Consider the following 19,959-nt stretch of genomic DNA (forward strand, 5'->3'; position numbering starts at 1 on the left):
TAAAACAATTCGACAGCTATTTCTCCTTTTTTTCTGCTGCAACCAATGATGCTACCTGCTGAAACAAAGCTGGATAATCCGTTATACAACTGGCTTTTTCTTGTTGAATCCGGCGCTGATTCTCTACTGCGTTACTAGCCACAAGCTCAGTACCAAAGATCATCGCACGACTCTGTCCGATTTTATCGGACAGTATGCGTGCCAAGATCAGGTTGCCTAAACTCTGTTTAAAATGCCCAGCCTCCCAATACCATTGGGTCGCTGTTTTTAGGTCATTTTTTTCAGGAATCCGCTCACACTGCTGAGTGCCATATCCGCTGAAATCCCATAGCTTGATATGTACATTTGGATACTTGGCATTGGTTGCTGCAATTTCTTTGATTAACAGTTCTTTCCACTGCTCAAACGCTGGCCACAGACCCGTTTCTTCAAACATCGCCAGTATTTGCGCGTGGTAAGGATAGATGATGATATTGGCGTCCGTTTTATCTTCAGCGATCATGCTTAAAGTCGCACGTAAGCCATCCAATTCTGGCGAGCTGCCGCTGGCCGGAAATACCAAGTCATGTGGTTTTTGACTGAAGGTTTTTGCATATTCCAGCGCTCGTTGCTGGAATATGGCGTAATAGCCTTCTTCCCGTGCGAATTTTTTATATTCCAGCAGGGGATTCATACCACGTGGACTAATCGTTTCTGCCTCTGGATTTTTTTGAATTTCTAAAGTCTTGAGCGCATCGTTGACCGAGGTCAATGAAAACAGTGCATCAAATTGCCATTTAATCCCGTTCACATCATATTGGCTGACAGGTGTGATTACGGCTGGCGGTATAGGCTTGGTGGCATCAACCAGATAATCCAGAAAATCGACGCCTAGCAAGACAAATGCAGGCTTTTGTCCCGAGGTTTTGAAGTAGCTTAAGTCACGCCTTGAGGCACCAATTTTGGTACCAGATAAAGCCATGTTGTAAGCCGACAGACCGGCCTGATGAAAGCCTTGATATTCCGGATTGAGACCATACTCAGCACGAGAATTGCCGAAGATCAGCGCGCTTGCGTTAGTGCGGCGCGCATTGCTCAGTTTGATCTGTTCCTGATAGCGATCTGGTTGTGGTTTGACCGCATTGAACCCAGGCACATCGACGACTCTATACAGACGATAAGGGTCCACTACCACTACCAGTGCAATCGCTGCAGCAATACCCAATAATATGACGATGCAGGTCGAACGTAGAAAACGGACAAATGATGTTTGATCAGACATGTCGTTTCCTTAAAACTGAAAATATAAAAATTCTGCAGGCCGATTGATGAGTAGCAGACTGGCGACCATAATCATCCCCACCCACACTGCCCATTTCCAGCCTGGTGTCCAGCTCATATAACGTTGGATGAAGGCCGGTGCGTTATCTTTGCCGCTTTGATAGTCCAGCGCCGGATCGAATTTATCCATGATCTGCTGCGTATTTGGCAGCAGGAACGCGATGCCGGCCGCGATCAAAACCCAGGTATAGGTTTGTACAAAGCGCGTCCCGCCACCGAGATAAAACGTGATTCCCATTTTTTCTAATACTATTTTTAATCCGCCAAGATGGGAGCCGATGGTTTCTGGCAAGCCGATACCATAGACGTTGAACATGCCTTGAATAATCGAGCTGGCGCGATTGAAATCGGATGCCCTGAAAAAAACCCAAGCGATACAGACCGCGGCAAAAGTTAAGGCAATGCTAAACAACTTCCAGACCAAAGAATTACGAGGTAAACGTGAGGCACTAGCGATACCAACCCAGGCATGATTTAACATCAGATAGACGCCATGTAGCGTGCCCCAAATTACAAAATTCCAGCCTGCGCCATGCCACAGTCCACCCAGCACCATAGTGATAAACAAGTTGCAATAACGTCGCACGGAACCTTTCTTATTGCCACCTAAAGCGATATATAAATAGTCGCGCAAAAACCGCGACAAGGTCATGTGCCAGCGACGCCAAAATTCAATAATATTCACCGACTTATAAGGCGAATTAAAATTCAGCGGCAGCTTGATACCGAACATACGCGATAGTCCAATCGCCATATCGGAATAGCCAGAAAAATCAAAATACAGCTGGAAGGTATACGCCAGCACTCCGCCCCAGGCAATCAGTAGCGATGGGGTATCTGTTTTATCGAAAAAGAAGCTGGCATGCGGCGCCAGACTATCGGCGATCAATACCTTTTTGGCGAGACCCATAGCAAAAATCGATAAGCCAACTGCCATGTTTTTGGGGGACCATTGATAGGTTGCGGCATTACCAAACTGCGGCATCATTTCTTTATGGTGTAACACCGGTCCAGCGATCAAATGAGGGAAGTAAGTGACAAATAAAAGGTAATGTACAAAGCGATATTCTTTGACCTTGCCTTGATAGGTATCGACCAGAAAAGCTATTTGAGTAAAAGTAAAAAACGAAATTCCGATCGGTAAAATGATATGCAGCGCATCGAGTTTAGATCCAGTCAGATAATTGACACTGGAAATATAAAAATCCGCATATTTAAAATAAGCGAGCAGCGCGAGATTGGTAACGACGGCAAAAATTAGCCACGGCTTGGCCTTAGAGTGATCATTGGGATGATTGCGATCCATATGGCCTATGCGCCAGCCAGCCCAATAATTGAATGCGATAGAGCCTAGTAACAAAGGTAGATAGCGATAATCCCACCAGCCATAAAAAAACAGCGAAGCCAATCCTAGCCATCCTGCTGCTAACTGATGGCTACGTTTCGCCAACGCAAAAAATACGATGGCAGTGACTGGCAAAAACAGCAGTAAAAAACTGAAAGAATTAAAAAGCATCGCTTAGAATCATTCTTAAAAATAGGTAAAAATTATCAGCATCAGCTTGTTAGATCACTAAAAAATGCGGTGTGACTTTGAAGGCCGCAGCCGGCTCAGGCTTTACCTTGATGTGGTTTAGAGATGCGGCGGATCTGATCCGCAATCGCACCAAAGCTGCGATCAAATATCATGGCAAACCAATTTTTCTTATGTTCCGTAAATTGCCCGATCACATAAGTAAATAAGGCGATCAAAACTGAGATACAGAGAATATCCATCAAGCTAGTCGCATCGTGCGGGTAGAAGCGCAGCCACATCGATACCACCAGCATGTGTGCCAGGTACAGTGTAAAAGTGTAAGACGAGATGGCGCGTATGCTATGACTACATTTTTCCAGTAAGGAGAATTCTGCATAGCGCGCACAATAAAAATTCATCAGAATCATCAGGCAGACTAGGTAGTCCTCCAGATCACGACTGGCACTGCCCAATGTCAGTGATTTGAAAGGCCAGATCTGCGCACCCCAGGCTAGCAAGGATTGATCAAAGTCAGAATATTCGTAAACGCCAAGCGCAATTAGACTCATACACCAACCGAGTCTTGCCATGTTGACGCTGAGAGGGATTTTGTTTTGGTGATGGTATAGAAATACGCCACTCATCCATACGGGTAACAATAGCCAAAGTTTGTGTCCCAGGATTAAAAAAACGATGCCACCCAACAGGATGCGTTTGTATGAGGAAAAATAATAGAGGGTTGCAAAAAATACGTAATACCAGACTTCATATCCCAAAGACCAATAGGGGATGAGCCACGGCGGGATCTCAGAAAAATTCCATAACTCTCCCAAAAACAGAAGATGAAACGGAATATAAAAATACGCTTTAGAAACTTCGTAGTAAGGCGCAGCCCCATCGCCGTTCGGGAAATAAGTGTTGCATACGTAGTTCAATAAAAATGCCAGCAATAAAAGCGGCAATGCAACCGAGTAAATCCTGGCACAGCGAGCAACGGCATATTCACGCAAGGACTGCTGCTTGGTCTGCGTCGTATAGGCAATCACGTAGCCTGATAAGACGAAGAAAATAATCACCGCTTCCCGACCTAGTTCTGGAATAAATTGCCGGGCACTGCCGCCGACAATTTTTTGCGAACTGAAGTGATCTAACACCACAAATAGCGATGCCAGAAAACGAACAATGTCGAGGTAGAGGGAATATTGCTTGTTCATAATGGTTGATCAAATTTCAGACTGACTCTTGCTTGTGTCCAGATTGGTGTATCTGGTTAGTGCTGATTGCATCTGTCAGCATGCGTCAGATTAGAGTGAATTTGAATATACTCCCCATTAAATTTAAGAAATATGCTTGATTGTCCAATGATTATATGGATAATTAAAATATACCTATTGGGAGTATTTATTTCTCTCTAGGTGGGTAAGCTCAGACGGTCAATTTATAAACCGCGTAAGCCAGTCAGCCGGCTGTATATCTGCTTATAACGTGCAACGCTAATCGGCCAGTTTCTCTCGGTTTCTACATAGCGACGCCCAGCTTCACGCAGGGCTGGCCATTGTTGTGGCGCATCCATCAGCGTACCGACTTTTTGAGCCAGCGATTGCGGGTCATCTGCTTTAAACAGCACGCCGGTTTTACCGTCTTCAATCAATTCTAAATGCCCGCCGACATCGGACGCGGCTAACAAGCGTCCTTGCGCCATGGCCTCTAAAGGTTTGAGTGGTGTGACCAAATCAGTCAAGCGCATGGACAGCCGCGGGTAGACCAGTACATCCAGCAAGTCGTAATATTGCTGAACCTGCTCATGTGGCACCCGTCCGGTAAAGATCACTTTGTCGTCAATCCGGAGTTCTTTTGCCAGTTGCCGTAATGCGCCATCTTGTGGCCCGCCACCCACCAGCAGTACCCGCAAATCTGGTGCGTGCGCCAACATCAACGGAAATGCACGCAGCAGGACGTCCAGGCCTTCGTAGGCGTAAAACGAACCGATAAATCCGATCAGGCGTTTATCTTGCAACCCTAATTTTGCTTTCAGTGCGAGGTCAGCAATCCCACCGACAGAGAATTTATCGATATCGACTGCATTGGGAATCACAGTGACTTTGTCTGCAGCGATGCCGCGTTGTACGATATCTTTACGCAGGCCTTCACAAATCGTGGTGATTGCGTTCACACGTTTTAAAGCATATGTTTCCAGCCCACGCGTCACACGGTAGCGCAAGCCGAACTCTTTGGCCGTGCCGTGATCGACTGCGGCATCTTCCCAAAAAGCACGCACTTCATACACCACAGGAATACCAAATTTTTTGCCGGCGCGGAGTGCCGCAATCGCGTTCAGGCAAGGGGAGTGTGCATGCAAGACATCAGGCTTGATAAGCGGAATGATCTCGGACAAGCGACGCGTCAATCCATCAATGACGGCCTTTTGATTTAGTACGGGTAATTTGGCGAGTGGCCCGTTGATTGCGGGCGTCCGATAGAAATGTAAGCCGTCGACATCTTCCTCCAGATCCGCACAAACGCCTTGTTTGGAACCAGTGACATGAAAGGTGTCCCAGCCGAGTGCTTGTTGCTCGCGCAGAATGGAACGGGTACGGAAGGTATAACCACTATGCAGGGGGATTGAATGATCCAGAATATGCAGAACACGCATGATTAATGTTTCCCCGCAGTGTTAGTCGTCGACGTGCTGGCAGCGGACACGCCATTCGTACGTAAAAAAGCATCAAACATCAAGACGGACCACAAAGAGACACTATGGTCTTTTAAGCCAGACTGGTGCTGATCGACCATTTGTTCCAGATAACTTTGATTAAAAAAGCCCGTATCTAGTAAGGCGGGATTGAGTACAGCCGCCCGCACTTTTTCGCGCAAGGGACCACGTAACCAAGTCCCGAGCGGAATAGAGAAACCCATCTTCTTCCGGTACAAAATATCATCGGATAAATGTGGCTTCAGAGATTCTTTAAAAATATGTTTACCTTCGCCGCCCTTGAGTTTGACCGAGGATGGCAAGCCTGAAACCCATTCTACAAACTGATGATCCAGCAAAGGGACACGGACTTCCAATGCGTGCGCCATACTGGCACGATCGACTTTGGTCAGGATGTCACCAGGCAAATACGTTTTCAGGTCAATATATTGCACCATCGATAAAGGATCATCTGTCGGTGAGTTATTGGCGTGACCACGCATTACTTCAATCGCCCGATAGCCTTGTAGCTCACGACGGAATTTATCGCTAAATAATTGGTCGCGTACCCGATCTGGCAGAATCGAAACACCGTGAAAGTAACCCTCAACCAGATCACGAGCTAAGGCTTCAAACGTGGTCTTAGCGCGGAACATACGAGGTGCCCAATCGGCTTTAGGATAATACGACCCAAGAAAGCCAAACAGTGGTTTGCGCAGCGCCAGTGGCAATGCAGAACGTACTCTTTGCTCGGCCATGGCATAACGATAGCGACGGTAGCCTGCAAAATTTTCGTCACCGCCGTCGCCCGACAATGCGACTGTCACACGCTTACGCGCTAATTGGCAAACGCGATAAGTGGGAATGGCAGAGCTATCGGCGTAGGGCTCGTCATACAATGCCGCCAGCGTATCAATCAGGCCATAGTCGTCTTTATCCACGGTCTCGGTGTGGTGCCGTGTATGGTATTGATTAGCGACTTGTGTAGCGTAGGCGGACTCATCAAATGCCGGATCATTGAATGCGATAGAGCAGGTATTAACAGGCTCATTTGTCAGCCCCGCCATCATGGCAACGATTGCGCTGGAGTCGACACCGCCGGATAAAAAAGCACCCAGTGGAACGTCGGCAATCATATGGCTTTGGACGGTCTCCCGCAGACGGACGATCAGCTCTTGTTCCATCTCCGGTTCGGTCATGGGCGCATGCGCTTTGAATGGTGCATCCCAATATTTTTTAGGTTGTACTACGCTGCTCATTGCGCCTGCATGCAGCGTCAGCGTGTGTCCCGGCGCCAGCTTGAGCGCACCTTTGAAAATAGTTCTTGGTTCCGGTACATAGCCGTAAGCAAAATAATCTTCTACCGCACAAGGATCAATCTCGCGCACCAAAGTCGGTAACGATAGTAAGGATTTTAATTCTGAGCCGAATGCAAACATGCCATCCGGCAGAAAAGCATAATGCATCGGTTTGATTCCCAGCCTGTCCCGCGCCAGAAATAATATTTTTTTATTTCTATCCCAGATCGTAAATCCAAACATGCCGCGCAAGCGATCTACACAAGCTTCACCCCACTGTTCCCATGCGTGCACGATGACTTCCGTATCACAATGCGTGCGGAAGCTGTGACCAAGCGTGATTAGCTCTGCCATTAAAGCTTGAAAGTTATATATCTCTCCGTTAAACACGACAACGACGCTATGGTCTTCGTTGAACAGCGGTTGCTGGCCTGATGACAGATCAATGATGGAAAGACGACGGTGACCAAAACCCAGGCCATGCTCGATATGTAAGCCACCTTCGACAGGGCCTCGATGATGTTGAGTTTCGTTCATGCGGTGCAGCACATCTCTGTCGATGGCGCGCTCTCCTCGCATGTCAAAAATGCCGACTATTCCGCACATATTATGATTATTTCTTTCAAGGTCATTTCAGTTTTATATGGACTTTAATTTTGTATGGCAAAAGTGATTGTATAGATCGGTGTACGCAGCCAACATCGCATTGATACTGTAATACTGCTTTATACGCTTACGACCAGCAGTGCCGTGTAAGCTAATCAATTCGGGTTGTTGTAGATAGACTGCGATGGCATTCGTTAATGCATTAGTGTCATTGGGCGCAACCAGCGTCCCTGTGACATGATCCACCACTAATTCTGGAATACCACCAACACGGGTGGCAACGATGGGTAATCCGCAGGACATTGCCTCCAACATCGTGACGGGAGTGCCTTCGGCGATAGAGGGTAATACAAACACAGAAAATGTCTGCATGATTTCTGCAATATCACTACGTGCCCCGGGTAGCCAGACTACATCAGAGATACCGGCCTCGTTGATTTTGTTAATCAGTGCAGGTCGCAGTGGACCATCGCCGATGATGACTAAACGCATACGGGATTTATCGGCTGGCAATTGCGCTTGCAATTGAATAAAAGCATCCACCAGCGTGGCATGATTTTTTACATCCTGAACTCGTCCAACCGTGCCAATCACAAAGCTGTCAGGAGGGAATATCGTCGGTAAATTCAGTGGCGTTAATGAAGTTGCTTTATCCACCTCAGGCTGAGGGTTAGAACTTTGATGCGCGCTGAATTTGTTAGTGTCAACACCATTGTTGATGAGTCGGTTTTTAGCATCGGGTATACCAACCACGCTCTTGAGCCAGCGTTGCAGGTCGCCCGAAACCGGCACATAACAATCCACAAATGGGACTAACAACTTGCGCAGTAAGTTATGTTTTTTATTTTTACCGTCGGGATCACCGGCGTCACGTCCGTGTTCAGCATGAATGCGAACAGGAACCCCAGCCAAGCTTGCAGTGAGTGCGTACTCAATTGCAGATAGGTTATACGTATGCAGAATTGTTGGACGCAACTGCCGTAATAACTTCCAAAGTTTAAGATGTGTACCTAAGCCGAGTCCCGGCGCTTTATCTAAAGAGAAAAGCTGAACATTGGCTTGTGTAATTTTTTGTGCAAAATCGGTATAGCCAGTAAGACAGACAATCGCATGGCGATATTGATCTGCTGGCATGCCGTTCACACACTCCACTAACAATGTTTCTAATCCACCGAAATCTAAGCGGTAGATTAAATGCACGACGAGAGGAATGGGCTCTTGGGTCATTTTGCTAATGAATGTCATTGCTTCTTATTGGCCGCCAGCGTTTTTTCAAGCGTCGTCATATTACTGTCCAGAAAATGACGCATTACCACGCGAGCCTCATCAGGATTTGCAGTGTAAGGCGCAAACACAGCCAGTGCCGCACCATCATCTCCGCGCATCAGAATCTCTTCTTTTGTTTGTAAAACTTTTCCTAAGTAATCATTGCTGGTAAATTGCCCGCCCACCCAATACCAATGCCAGACGAGAAGCGGCCCGGCTGCGCTTTGCAGTCTGCTTTCTCTAAGGGACAGGGATTGCTTGCCGATGGTCTCTTGACGAACAGAGCTGCCGACGTTGAACCAGACCGGATCTTTTTCTGGCACTAATTTATTCGAAGAGCTGATCAATCCTGCGCCGCGACTTTGGTTGCGGTAGTACAGTACAGATATACCTAAAGCCTGCTTGTCTTGCGAGAAGAATTGATAAAGCTCCGTTTTAGCAGGAGCGAAATACGGTTTCCAATCGGTGAATGCGGTAGTCGGCTGCCAATCTGGATGAAAACTGTTAAGGATCGGAGTGGCAGGATTGAATCTGGTTCGCGCAAGATAATTTCCATACAGCGGCCAAATACCTAAGCTGATAACTACGCCAATGAGTGCGATGAACAATCGTGATACCGGTACGGCTTTTACCTGCTCAGACTCTTGATTTGCGGTAGTTACTGGCAATACGTCTTTTTTATTTTCATGCCAAAAACTACCAATCCAAAACATCAAGAACATGACCAAACCGAAAAATAACCAACCGTAGATCAGATGATCAACACCAACTGCCAATTGCATCCCACTCAAATGACCAATCATCACGATCATATATGCCCGCATGCCATTGGCAATGATGGGTACGATGATGGAGAGCAGTACAAACATTAATTGGCGGATACGTGACACATAAGTGAGATATGCGTATAAAAAACCAAGCGTGATCGACGATATTAAATAACGTACGCCACTGCAGGCTTCAACGACCGACCAGCTTCCTGATGGAATTTCAAAACTAGCTCCGTTACGTAATACAGGTATGCCGGTGGCTTGCAGCGCAGCGACTGTAAAATCTGCCGTGAAATTAATGAGCGGTTCGATGAAGACATCGCCAAAAGGTACAGCAAGCAATAAAAAGAATAATGGGAATGCCATTTTCCATGAAATGCGCAGCCCCAGCATTGAAATCACAATTGCTGGCAACATCGCTACGAAGGTATATTGCCGTACTACCTGGACATCACCTAAATCCGCCAATAGCCAGCCAAATCCGCAAGCTGCTATAAGTAGTAATCCAGGCCAATAAGGCGCTGGTGAAAGGGTGCTTAATACTTGGCGTCGCTTCCATATCAGCCATAAACTGATGGGCAAAATAATGTAACCATGAGCGAACGTTTCCGAACTATTCCAGATCGCAACAATAGATTGTGCAGTCCCAAAATAAATCAGGAATGGTGTAAGTAAAGCAGCGATCAGTATCAGCACTATTGATGCATTAAACAATCCTGCGTTTGACTTGACGGACAGGGTACTCAAGATGCTTCCTTTGTGGCGATTTCCGATAAAACGGAAGGTGTGGCGTCAAGTAAGGTATCCAACATCGCCAGATTGCTACTCCAGCCATATTCTTGTTCTACTTTATGACGGGCTGCAGGACCAAGTAATCCATCGGGCTTGGCTAATAAAGCCGAGATGGCAGAGATAAATTGCTCGCTTATTTCAGCAACAATGAGTTCTTGATTTGGTATGGCATGAATACCCTCTAAAGCTTGAGGTGATACGACAACGGTTTTTGCCATTGCCATTGCCTCTAGCACTTTATTTTGAATACCACGTGCAATACGCAAAGGGGCAACAGAGACACCTGCATGCGCGATATACGGGCGTACATCCGCAACAGTACCCGTGACATAGACACCGGGAAGCCTGGCCAGGAGTTGTACTTGGTCGCTGGGTCGTGAGCCAACGATATAAAAACAGGCAGCAGGATTTTTTGCGCGGATTGATGGCAATATATCTTCGGCAAACCACTGCACGGCGTCGATATTCGGCCAATAATCCATGGCTCCGGTAAATACGATGACCGCTTGACCCTGTGGATAGGGATTGAGATAGTCTGGTGCTGGCGAAAAATATTCAGTATCGACACCGTTACTGAAGAAGCCGATTTTATGTTTACTCTCCGGTGCTAATTGCTTGAATAAACTTGCCTCCGCAGCGGAGACGAACAGTGAGGCATCGAAATTTTGCGCGATTTTTTTTTCATATCGTAAGAGTTGTCGACCTTCTCGGCGGTATATCCAGTTCATAGGCCACAATTTCTTCTCTGCATATTGCAGCCACTTATCTGAATCAATATCGACAAAGTCAATCACGCGACGCGCCTCCGATGCATATTCAACATATTGCGCCATCGCTGATGAAAATATTAGTACTCGTCCTATCGATTTCTCTGCCATCAATTGAGCGACCCATGCAGATAAATCAGCGTCGCGATAATAGTCGAGACTGAGCGCACGGTTACTGATCAGTGCACCCAGGCTGCGCAGTTTAGCCTTGACCGGATTTAACTTGCCGAAATAGGTTTCGCCACACCATTGTTTGACGATATCAACATACTGCCAATCATCGGGATCATCCACAAAAGTACCCAAGTGAACTTGATAGCGCTTAGTCAAATGCTTCAGCAGATGATAGGAGCGTATCTTGTCTCCCTTATTGGGAGGGTAGGGGATGCGATGCACCAAAAGCAGTATATGTTCCACTGTTATCCCAGATTTTTTACAAGGTGTGGACCTATTACATTCGCCAAAGCCAAAGGCATCCGTTGCCACATTTTGATAAATAGCTGATATTTGGGATTTAATGGGTTGGTATCGGGTACTGCTAATGATTGATGCAGCTGATAAGTGTAATGTAGTGCCTGAGCTTCAAAGCCCCAATTTTTTTTGAAGTCAAACGCACCAGTTCCCAGTTTGCTACGACCGAAGTCAAAAATTTTAAGTCCACGTTCACAGGCGCGACGCATTAATTCCCAATACATGAAATCATTGCCCGCGACTTCGCGAGCCTCGCTTTTGCCGCCGCCGTAGTATGGCAATACTTCATCACGGAAATAAAAACTCATCACGCTGCTCACAGTCCGACCGTCTTTGGTGATGGTTAATACTTCACAGTCGGTACCAAAGGTCTGCTTTAGCAAAGTAAAAAACTTTTTGGAAAATACCGGCGTACCTAAGCGATGTACGCTATCAGCATAGGCCGAGAAGAATCGTTCAATATCTTGATCAATTTCACTTTGTAGGCCAGCCTTAATACCTTTGCGCACCATCGCACGTTGCTTGCGCGGGATAGCCAACATGTTTTGCTCTTCGTCGGCAAAAATCTCTTTCCGAAAAGTGACATATAAATCTTTGGTGACCCAATCAGGATGTGATGCTTGCTCGCGATAATTGCGATATTCCAAGTGACCGACTTTGAGAGACGCAGCTAGTTTTTGTGCCTCTTGATTGAGTGCTTCTCTTGCGATATCGGAACTGGTTGCTATGCCACCATAAACACAAAAAGGTAAAGCAATGAGAGAGTGCCCGAACAAAAAACTTTTTATTTGAGCCAATGGCAAGACGCCGATGATTTCTCCATTGAGTTCTGCATAGAAAAACCAGGTTTTATGACCAAAGGCTTTTTCAATAACGGTTTGCCAGCCAGCCCGATGAAAAAAACTAGCTTCAGGGTTGGATAGTACAAACGCATCCCATCTGGCTAAATCACTTGCCTGCATTAAGCGAATAACAGGAGTTGATTGGATGGATGTCGGTTGCGTCGGCAAGGAATTGACGACAGCGTTCAATTGGGCACCAGAAAAATTTCGTCCATACGACCCCATTGAAAATCGCGGGTCAGCGCCTTGAGGCGATTTTCAGTACGATCAAGATTGACGTAATGACGGAAGCGGGTTTTTAAATTGATCTGATGTTGACGTGGTTGCCCTGGATCTATTTCCCACGGATGGAAATAGAATATGCCGGATTGCTTATCTTGTTGGTTGACTCTTTCCAGTAGCCAGCGGGAAAGCTGGTAGGGAAATAGACGGAAAAAACCACCACCGCCTGCGGGGAAGTTTTTTTGGAAAAAACGTACGGTCGTGATCGGCAGTTCTAATAAACCATCTTTGCCGTTCGGGTAAAAACTGAAGCGAGGCGCATCCGGCATCCCATAGTGATCGTGCTGAATTGGATAGATGCTGGAGCTGTATCGATATCCTGCCTGGAGCAGCAAATCGAGCGCCCATAAATTATTTGTCCCGATAGAAAAGCTGGGAGCTCGATAGCCTAGTACCGCTTGGCCACCGATATCTTCTAAAATCTTTTTGCTACTACTGATGTCTTCCAGAAATTGCGCCTGACTTTGATCCGACGCCCTCAAATGGCCATAACCATGGCTTGCCAGTTCATGACCTTCTTCAACGATACGTTTTACCATAGAAGGATAACGCTCTGCGAGCCAGCCTAGTGTGAAGAAGGTTGCCTTAACTTGCGCCTGACTGAGCAGCGCGAGTATGCAATCCATATTTCTCTCCACGCGGCAAGGCAAATCTGACCAGCTATCGCGTGATATGTGTCCAGCAAACGCCGACACCTGGAAATAATCTTCTACGTCAATCGTCATAGCATTACGTATGCCAGATGAAGAAGGAGATTTGCTTGAAAGTGACATGATGATATCCGTACCGATGCTTATTGTTGGGGTTTAATGGCGATACCAAGCTGCGCACCGATTACGGCGGCAATTCTGTCAGATGCATGACCATCCCAATATTCTGGGATGCGCCCGGCTTTGCCGCCGGTTTGCATCACATCTTTAAAAATTGCCATAATTTTTTCGGGATCTTGTCCGGCGATAGTATTACTACCTTCTTCAACCGTAATTGGTCTCTCAGTGTTATTTCTGAGTGTGATACATGGCACACCAAGAGCCGTTGTTTCTTCTTGTATGCCGCCGGAATCTGTGAGTACCAACTTCGCATCTTTCATCAAACCTAGCATTTCAAGGTAACCCATCGGGGGCAGTAATAAAATGTTTGATGAGTCCAATAACTTCATCAGACCAAATTTTTCCAACATGGATTTCGTACGAGGATGTACTGGAAAAATGACCGGTACTTCCGTACTGATTTTGACGATGGTTTCCATCAAAGCGGTCAAAATCGCTTGATCATCGACATTTGATGGACGATGCATTGTTACAACCACAAAGTCTTTTCGTCCTTCTAGAAAACCAGCACGTCCAGCATCTGCGGCGATCGTGCTTGGAGCAATTGTCCGGCTCAGATTATTTCTGAGCGTATCGATCATGACATTACCGACAAAGTGTATGCGACCAGCTGCAATACCCTCACGCGCTAAATTATCTTTAGCACTTGGCTCCGTCGTGAACAATAAATCGGAGATTTGATCCGTCAATACGCGATTAATTTCTTCTGGCATTGCCCGGTCAAAACTACGTAAGCCTGCCTCCACGTGGATCACAGGAATCCCTTTTTTACTGGCGACCAAGGCACATGCAATAGTTGAGTTGACATCACCGACAACCAGAACGGCGGACGGCAAATCATCGCCCATCGCAGTTTCAAAGCGACACATGACTTCGGCCGTTTGTACTGCATGGCTGCCAGAACCTACCTCTAAGTTGATATCAGGGGAGGGGATGCCCAACGCGTCAAAGTACTGTTCGTTCATTGCGACGTCATAGTGCTGACCTGTATGTAATAAGGTCACTTTTAGATGAGGTTTTAATGCATTCAGAGCGGCCATGATAGGCGCTATTTTCATAAAATTTGGGCGCGCACCGACGACGCAGATAATGCTGCTCGTGCCGCTTGAACTTGGATTTAAAACCTGCATTAATTGTCCTTCTCAGAATATTGATTAATTCGTGTCGGTGGAAGCATTTTTTTTAAGGCATCAATTACTGAAAGGATAGAGCGTTCCATTTTTGCCATTCTGTCGTCTATATTTTCCAAACTGGTATTTGACGAATCTCTTGCATTCAACACGTTATTACCTTGATCGGCATCCTTAGCGGGTAATTGAAACTCTTGTCTGATATCGGCAATCACTTGATTGACTTCAGCCTCTCCGAATGCATGTAATTCTTCCAGATAACCCATCAAGAACAGACGGTCGCATAAAGAGTTAATTTTTCTTGGGATGCCACCGCTATAGTTGTAAATAGCCGCAAATGCTCCTGCATCAATACTAGGATCATTTTTCCAGCCGACGGTGTGTAAGCGATGCTCGATATAAGACTGCGTTTCAGCTAAGTCGAGTGGCCCGAGGTGATAGCTGGCAATCACCCGCTGCAATAGTTGCTGCATATCGTCGCTCAGTAGGGTTCGCCTAAACTCAGGCTGACCAAGCAAAAAGGTCTGTAGCAATGATTTGTCCGCTGTCTGAAAGTTGGATAGCATTCGTAGTTCTTCTACAGCTCTTGGTGTCAGGTTTTGCGCTTCATCAACTACCAATAGCGCACGTTTACCTTGCTGATCACATTGCTTAAGAAATTGCTCCAAACGCGTCAGCAGAGTTGCTTTTGATGCGTTTTCATATTCAACGCCGAATGCTGAAGCAACCAGGCGCAGAATGTCATCGGAACCCACATGCGTATTGACAATTTGTGCGGCAAGAATATTTTCAGATTCCAGTTCGCAAAATAGATTGCGCATCAGGGTTGTTTTGCCCGCACCAACTTCACCCGTGATGACAATAAAGCCCTCGCCTTGTGAAATACCATATTCCAGATATGCCATCGCACGCTTATGTCCTTTGCTACCAAAGAAAAAGCGTGGATCTGGTTTTAATTGAAAAGGTTTTGCGCTAAAACCGTAATGTAACTCATACATCTGATACCTGACTCCGCTAGAAACCTAGCAATAAAAATAGTGTGACTGCATTTTCTGTGAAGCTGTTACTGCTTAATGTCGATTGTTTTTCGACTCGGCGTACTTCAAGCGTGGCTCGGAGTTTCGCTTGTAATTGCCTGGAAATAGAGGCGCGTAGCGATTTGTTATTGTCTTTAATATCGGTAGCAAGCGAATTGACTCTGGTAAAAGTCGCACTGACATTGGCATTTGTTCTGGAAGACAATTGCCAATTCCAGACTACATTAGCGCCAGTCTGTCTGGTGTTGTCGAGCAGGCTTGGATCATTGGCGCCCAATAAAGCCACATCAACATCACTGATCGATTGCGCTTCACGTCCGATTCTGAACACATTAAAAATAACAGTATTTCTTGCGCCGTTGAGCGCTACCGATCCCTGCAGACTCTTTTGCAGAAAAACGCGATTGGTTATTGTGTTTACTGGTTGAGAGAGGCTAGCCGGCAGGTTGGTATCTTTAATGAAGTTATCAATTAATTGCTGTCTGGCTGCATTGTCAGGAACGCTTGCTTTCCATAGCTGATTAAGGAAATCGGATGTATTCACGCTTGCCGCGACTAAATATTGTCCACGTGTTGTCGTAATGTCTTCGTTATATCCTAGGCTCCAGATGCTGCCTCGTGTTCTTTGATTTGCAGTCAACGAATAAGTCGAGCCATAAAATCTTTTCCCCGCACTGACGGCCAGTTTAGTTCTCTCTGTCGGCGTCCAAGCAAAGCCGCCTGACCAAAAATATCCAGATGGTTTTTCACCCGTAGTTTTATAGTTATTATCCTCATAACCAGCAGTTGCGGTAATAGCGAATAGAGGCGAGATGAAATAACTGGCATTAGCCGTTGTCGTTTGAAAAGTGACATCGCTTTGCTGAGGATAATGGATTTTTTGGTCGTTATATTGCAGTCCCCAAGTGACTGTTTTAAATGCGGAGCCGCTGTTTGCGCTGAGCTGTAACTGGTCAGCCTTACTATCTAAGCCATTTTGCACGCTGGTAGCGACACTGCTTCTGGTATAGCGTAGTTCGCTTGAAAATTCGTTATCAAAATTTTTGCGGAAATACGGAGAAACGCTATAGGTTCTTACCTCGACACGATTATTTGATAAATTAAGATTGTCAGCGGCAGCACTTTGAAATGGCGATGAATTTTGCTGACTAATATTTGAACTACCGTCTAAAAAAAAAAGACCGCGAATAAGTTCGCTATTGGCCGTAGCGTTCAGTATATGGTTAGTCCTTACTCCAGCACTATCTGACGAGTAATAAAGATTTTGCATGGCATAGTCTGCATGCAACTTTAATTGCGAACCGGTTGCTGTCAGCGAGAATCCCGGAGATGCCTGTGTAATGAAAGAGCTCTCATCATTGCCTTTTGGTAACAGGCGCACATTGTCAGTATAAGTTTCACTCAAATTGACACTTGGCACAAACTTCCATTCTGCTGCCAGAACAGGTTGCGCAAATAATAAGCCGATCAAAGGTATGCTCGACACCACGCGAGATGGAATCGCCATGAGCGCCGAAACGGGTAATTTCTTAACCGTAATAATGGCCATAGTAATCCCCATTTGAGAACGCTTTAGCTTTGTTATAAATTAAGTTCACATTGGAGCGAGATTTTAATTGGCCTAATACTTCTTTCACTACGTGTTGAGTTGTTGACTCTGCTTCAACCACCAAGACAATTTGCCCCATCTGATTTGCTAATACTCTCGCTTCTGTCGTCAGCAATAAAGGTGGTGAATCAAAAATCACAATACGATCTGGATACCGGCTTGCGATCTCATTGAGCAAATTACTCATACCTTGGCTGGCTAATAATTCTGTTGATCGTTTATGACTATTCCCTGCTCTCAGAATACTTAAAGTATCGATATTAGTTCTGAGCATTGCGTCTGCCAGATCAAGTTTGTCATCGAGTAAAACATCCAATAGTCCGATTTCTGTGGTGTCACCGGTTGTTTGTAGATTTAAATATCTTGGAACTGACGGGCGGGCTACATCCGCATCAACCAATAAAACTGTGTGATCCAATTCCATCGCGATACTTATCGCTAGATTGACAGCGCAAAAGGTCTTACCTTCTCCAGGTAATGAGCTGGTCACCATAATTAAATTGCCATGGTGAATCGGACCATTTTTTTGATTAAACGCTTTCTCGATAAGAGGACGCTTAATTAATCTAAACTCTTCAGCGATGGCAGTGCGCTCTGCATCAGGCGTTACCATGCCTAAGCGATGCAATTGAGCGATGTCTATTTCAACTTTTCTGGTGCTATTTTTACCAGGAGCCTGCTGTGGATTAATTACGATGTCATTAATGGCAGGTTTATTTGTGACTGCTTGTGGCGGCGTAGCTTCTACTGGCGCTTCGATTGGATGCGCAGCAATGGCTTTTCCTTGCTCTAATCTACTCGCCGCTTTTTCAATAATGCTCACGCTAACTCCAAATAAATTTACTTCTTTTACGGCCGGATCCTGATTTGAATCGGCTCATTGTAATGGTACTTAAGGGCTGATTATTATTTTAGATAAACCATGCCCATGATTGCCGCAAAAAAAGCGAATAGAACGAATGAAGATGCCGCAAAACCATACAGGCTTTGTTTCTGGCGTTTCTTTTCATTGTCTGTCCAATTCATTGATACCGTACCAAGAATTGGTAATCCTGTAACTTCCAGTAAGTCGGTATGAGATAGAAAAGTTGGTCTGATTTTACTCATCAAAACAGCGCCCGCCAAACCTATTGCAATCGCTGCGAGAAACACCAGTGATAACAGTCTTATTCTGTTTGGACCTATCGGAGTAAGCGGCGCTGTAGGTGGATCAACAACGCGGAAAGTCATCATTTCTGTCGTGGTACTCAAATCACCTGACAATTTTGCCGATTCTCTGCTGGCCACTAATTTTTCGTAATTTTCTTTATTAATTTGGTAGTCGCGGTTTAATTGCGATAACTGAGACTCTATTTCCGGCGCAGCAATACTCAGCGCTTTTAGTTTTGTACTACGATTTGCATACTCATCTACGCGGGCTCGCATTGACGCCACCCGAGCTTCTGCTCCAGACAAAGAAATCTTCAATTGTTGCAACAAAGGATTCGCTGAAACGATTTCTGCGTCAGGCTTCCTTACTTTTGCCTCTTCAATTTTTCGCGCTTCAAGTTGTGCGATCAGTCGTTTTGTGGAGACAATATCTGGATGCTCTTCTGTGAACTGTAAGCGTAGTGCATCCAGATTTTTGTTAAGGGTTTGAATGCGCGTATCAATCTCTGGATTTGGCGCAGAGGAGGTTTGACCTGGTTTAAGCGTATTTTCAGTGGTTAAAACTTGCCGTTTAATTGCATCTCTAGCTTGTTCAGCTTCTACTAGTTCTAACCGAGCCTGGTTCAAACTTTCTGTCATTGCCGACAGCTTGGTGCCAGAGTCACTACCTGGCCCAGGCAGCAGGCTCATGTTTTTTAGTTTGAAATCTTTCAGAGCATTCTCTGCAGTGACTAATTTTTCTTCGTATATTTTGATTTGTCCGTCAATAAACACGACGGCTTTGCTAGAGTCTTGTTTTTTATCGCCGAAACTTCCTTCAACGAAAATCGTCAACAGCGCCTGAACTACATCTTTTGCTAATTTCGGATTTTCGTCGTTGTAAGTAATTGTATAAATATCGTTTTGTACCGTGCCGCCAATTTTTATTTGAGCGATCAGGTTTTCGATCAGACGTTCCCGATCTTTACCAGTGTTGGCTTTGATATCCAAATCGACCATACGCATGACTCTCTCAACGTTAGGTCGACTGAGTAAGGTACGACTCATGATAGAGACTTGTTGTTCTACATTGGGGACGCTGGTCATGCTTGATAGCAGCGGCTTTAAAATGCTTTGGGTATCTACAAAAACACGTGCAGAGGACTGGTAATTATCTGGAAGCGTGTAAACAACCACAAAACCCAATAGAGAAACGAGCCAGGCTATCGTTACTGCATACCAGCGATATTTCCACCCACCCCTCAACAGGGATTGTAGCTGCGTTACCAGTTCCTCCATCTTCTTAAAGTCTCCATATGAGCTATTTTCAGTAGCAATTTGTAGTTGCAATCAGTTATCGGCGCGGATATAAAAGCACGATTATTTTGTGCCTCATAATATTATGTAAATATAAAAAAAACAAGTATATTCTTGATGCGATGCGCGCTAAATACAATGAAAGTATGACCTTAAAACGAGTTTTCTTTCGAGAGTTGTGCATACTTTGCATCTCTGCCAATACTTTTTGAAATAAGTCCTATTTTTAAACTGAATTCTGTTCATTCTATGAATAACATATTTGACATAAGCTTTCGTTTTTGTA

15 protein-coding genes are annotated in these 19,959 nt (G+C 45.5%); all 15 read right to left on the reverse strand.

Annotated features, from left to right (window positions below; genetic code table 11):
- Positions 1-16: 16 nt before the first annotated feature.
- Positions 17-1,261: a hypothetical protein gene (locus AAKU61_RS05050; RefSeq protein WP_354330173.1), complete on the reverse strand. Its 1,245-nt coding sequence runs from the start codon at positions 1,259-1,261 to the stop codon at positions 17-19.
- A gap of 9 nt (positions 1,262-1,270) precedes the next feature.
- A complete protein-coding gene (locus AAKU61_RS05055; RefSeq protein ID WP_354330175.1) occupies positions 1,271-2,836 on the reverse strand; it encodes an MBOAT family O-acyltransferase in 1,566 nt (521 codons plus the stop codon).
- Between the two features lie 95 nt (positions 2,837-2,931).
- Positions 2,932-4,050, reverse strand: a complete 1,119-nt coding sequence (locus AAKU61_RS05060) for an acyltransferase family protein (protein WP_354330177.1) — start codon at positions 4,048-4,050, stop codon at positions 2,932-2,934.
- Positions 4,051-4,274: 224 nt separating this feature from the next.
- Positions 4,275-5,489 carry a TIGR04063 family PEP-CTERM/XrtA system glycosyltransferase gene (locus AAKU61_RS05065; protein ID WP_354330179.1) on the reverse strand — a complete coding sequence of 405 codons (1,215 nt, stop codon included), beginning with the start codon at positions 5,487-5,489 and terminating at the stop codon, positions 4,275-4,277.
- Between the two features lie 2 nt (positions 5,490-5,491).
- A complete protein-coding gene (locus AAKU61_RS05070; protein WP_354330181.1) occupies positions 5,492-7,432 on the reverse strand; it encodes an XrtA/PEP-CTERM system amidotransferase in 1,941 nt (646 codons plus the stop codon).
- A 33-nt stretch (positions 7,433-7,465) separates the two neighbouring features.
- A complete protein-coding gene (locus AAKU61_RS05075) occupies positions 7,466-8,677 on the reverse strand; it encodes a TIGR03088 family PEP-CTERM/XrtA system glycosyltransferase (protein ID WP_354330183.1) in 1,212 nt (403 codons plus the stop codon).
- Positions 8,674-10,215: an exosortase A gene (gene xrtA / locus AAKU61_RS05080; RefSeq protein ID WP_354330185.1), complete on the reverse strand. Its 1,542-nt coding sequence runs from the start codon at positions 10,213-10,215 to the stop codon at positions 8,674-8,676. Before xrtA ends, AAKU61_RS05075 begins: the two co-directional genes overlap by 4 nt.
- A complete protein-coding gene (locus AAKU61_RS05085; protein ID WP_354330187.1) occupies positions 10,212-11,444 on the reverse strand; it encodes a TIGR03087 family PEP-CTERM/XrtA system glycosyltransferase in 1,233 nt (410 codons plus the stop codon). The genes xrtA and AAKU61_RS05085 overlap by 4 nt, the downstream gene beginning before the upstream one ends.
- Positions 11,445-11,446: 2 nt before the next feature.
- Positions 11,447-12,529: a FemAB family XrtA/PEP-CTERM system-associated protein gene (locus tag AAKU61_RS05090; protein WP_503012581.1), complete on the reverse strand. Its 1,083-nt coding sequence runs from the start codon at positions 12,527-12,529 to the stop codon at positions 11,447-11,449.
- Positions 12,526-13,395, reverse strand: coding sequence for an XrtA system polysaccharide deacetylase (locus tag AAKU61_RS05095; protein WP_354330189.1), 870 nt, complete (start codon positions 13,393-13,395; stop codon positions 12,526-12,528). The genes AAKU61_RS05090 and AAKU61_RS05095 overlap by 4 nt, the downstream gene beginning before the upstream one ends.
- A gap of 20 nt (positions 13,396-13,415) precedes the next feature.
- A complete protein-coding gene (gene wecB, locus AAKU61_RS05100; protein WP_354330190.1) occupies positions 13,416-14,582 on the reverse strand; it encodes a non-hydrolyzing UDP-N-acetylglucosamine 2-epimerase in 1,167 nt (388 codons plus the stop codon).
- Positions 14,582-15,580 carry an XrtA/PEP-CTERM system-associated ATPase gene (locus tag AAKU61_RS05105; protein ID WP_354330192.1) on the reverse strand — a complete coding sequence of 333 codons (999 nt, stop codon included), beginning with the start codon at positions 15,578-15,580 and terminating at the stop codon, positions 14,582-14,584. The genes wecB and AAKU61_RS05105 overlap by 1 nt, the downstream gene beginning before the upstream one ends.
- A gap of 16 nt (positions 15,581-15,596) precedes the next feature.
- Positions 15,597-17,168, reverse strand: a complete 1,572-nt coding sequence (locus AAKU61_RS05110; protein WP_354330194.1) for a TIGR03016 family PEP-CTERM system-associated outer membrane protein — start codon at positions 17,166-17,168, stop codon at positions 15,597-15,599.
- On the reverse strand, positions 17,149-18,051 hold the full coding sequence (locus AAKU61_RS05115; RefSeq protein ID WP_354330196.1) for an XrtA-associated tyrosine autokinase: 903 nt from the start codon (positions 18,049-18,051) through the stop codon (positions 17,149-17,151). Before AAKU61_RS05115 ends, AAKU61_RS05110 begins: the two co-directional genes overlap by 20 nt.
- Positions 18,052-18,134: 83 nt before the next feature.
- Positions 18,135-19,655: an XrtA system polysaccharide chain length determinant gene (locus AAKU61_RS05120; RefSeq protein WP_354330198.1), complete on the reverse strand. Its 1,521-nt coding sequence runs from the start codon at positions 19,653-19,655 to the stop codon at positions 18,135-18,137.
- Positions 19,656-19,959: the final 304 nt, after the last annotated feature.

The organism is Undibacterium sp. GrIS 1.2, assembly GCF_040544435.1.
Classification (GTDB): Bacteria; Pseudomonadota; Gammaproteobacteria; order Burkholderiales; family Burkholderiaceae_D; genus Undibacterium.

Coding starts and splice junctions, on each gene's coding strand:
- AAKU61_RS05050 (WP_354330173.1), bottom strand. CDS start 1,261: ATGTCTGATCAAACATCATTTGTCCGTTTTCTACGTTCGACCTGCATC.
- AAKU61_RS05055 (WP_354330175.1), bottom strand. CDS start 2,836: ATGCTTTTTAATTCTTTCAGTTTTTTACTGCTGTTTTTGCCAGTCACT.
- AAKU61_RS05060 (WP_354330177.1), bottom strand. CDS start 4,050: ATGAACAAGCAATATTCCCTCTACCTCGACATTGTTCGTTTTCTGGCA.
- AAKU61_RS05065 (WP_354330179.1), bottom strand. CDS start 5,489: ATGCGTGTTCTGCATATTCTGGATCATTCAATCCCCCTGCATAGTGGT.
- AAKU61_RS05070 (WP_354330181.1), bottom strand. CDS start 7,432: ATGTGCGGAATAGTCGGCATTTTTGACATGCGAGGAGAGCGCGCCATC.
- AAKU61_RS05075 (WP_354330183.1), bottom strand. CDS start 8,677: ATGACATTCATTAGCAAAATGACCCAAGAGCCCATTCCTCTCGTCGTG.
- AAKU61_RS05095 (WP_354330189.1), bottom strand. CDS start 13,395: ATGTCACTTTCAAGCAAATCTCCTTCTTCATCTGGCATACGTAATGCT.
- wecB (WP_354330190.1), bottom strand. CDS start 14,582: ATGCAGGTTTTAAATCCAAGTTCAAGCGGCACGAGCAGCATTATCTGC.
- AAKU61_RS05105 (WP_354330192.1), bottom strand. CDS start 15,580: ATGTATGAGTTACATTACGGTTTTAGCGCAAAACCTTTTCAATTAAAA.
- AAKU61_RS05110 (WP_354330194.1), bottom strand. CDS start 17,168: ATGGCCATTATTACGGTTAAGAAATTACCCGTTTCGGCGCTCATGGCG.
- AAKU61_RS05120 (WP_354330198.1), bottom strand. CDS start 19,655: ATGGAGGAACTGGTAACGCAGCTACAATCCCTGTTGAGGGGTGGGTGG.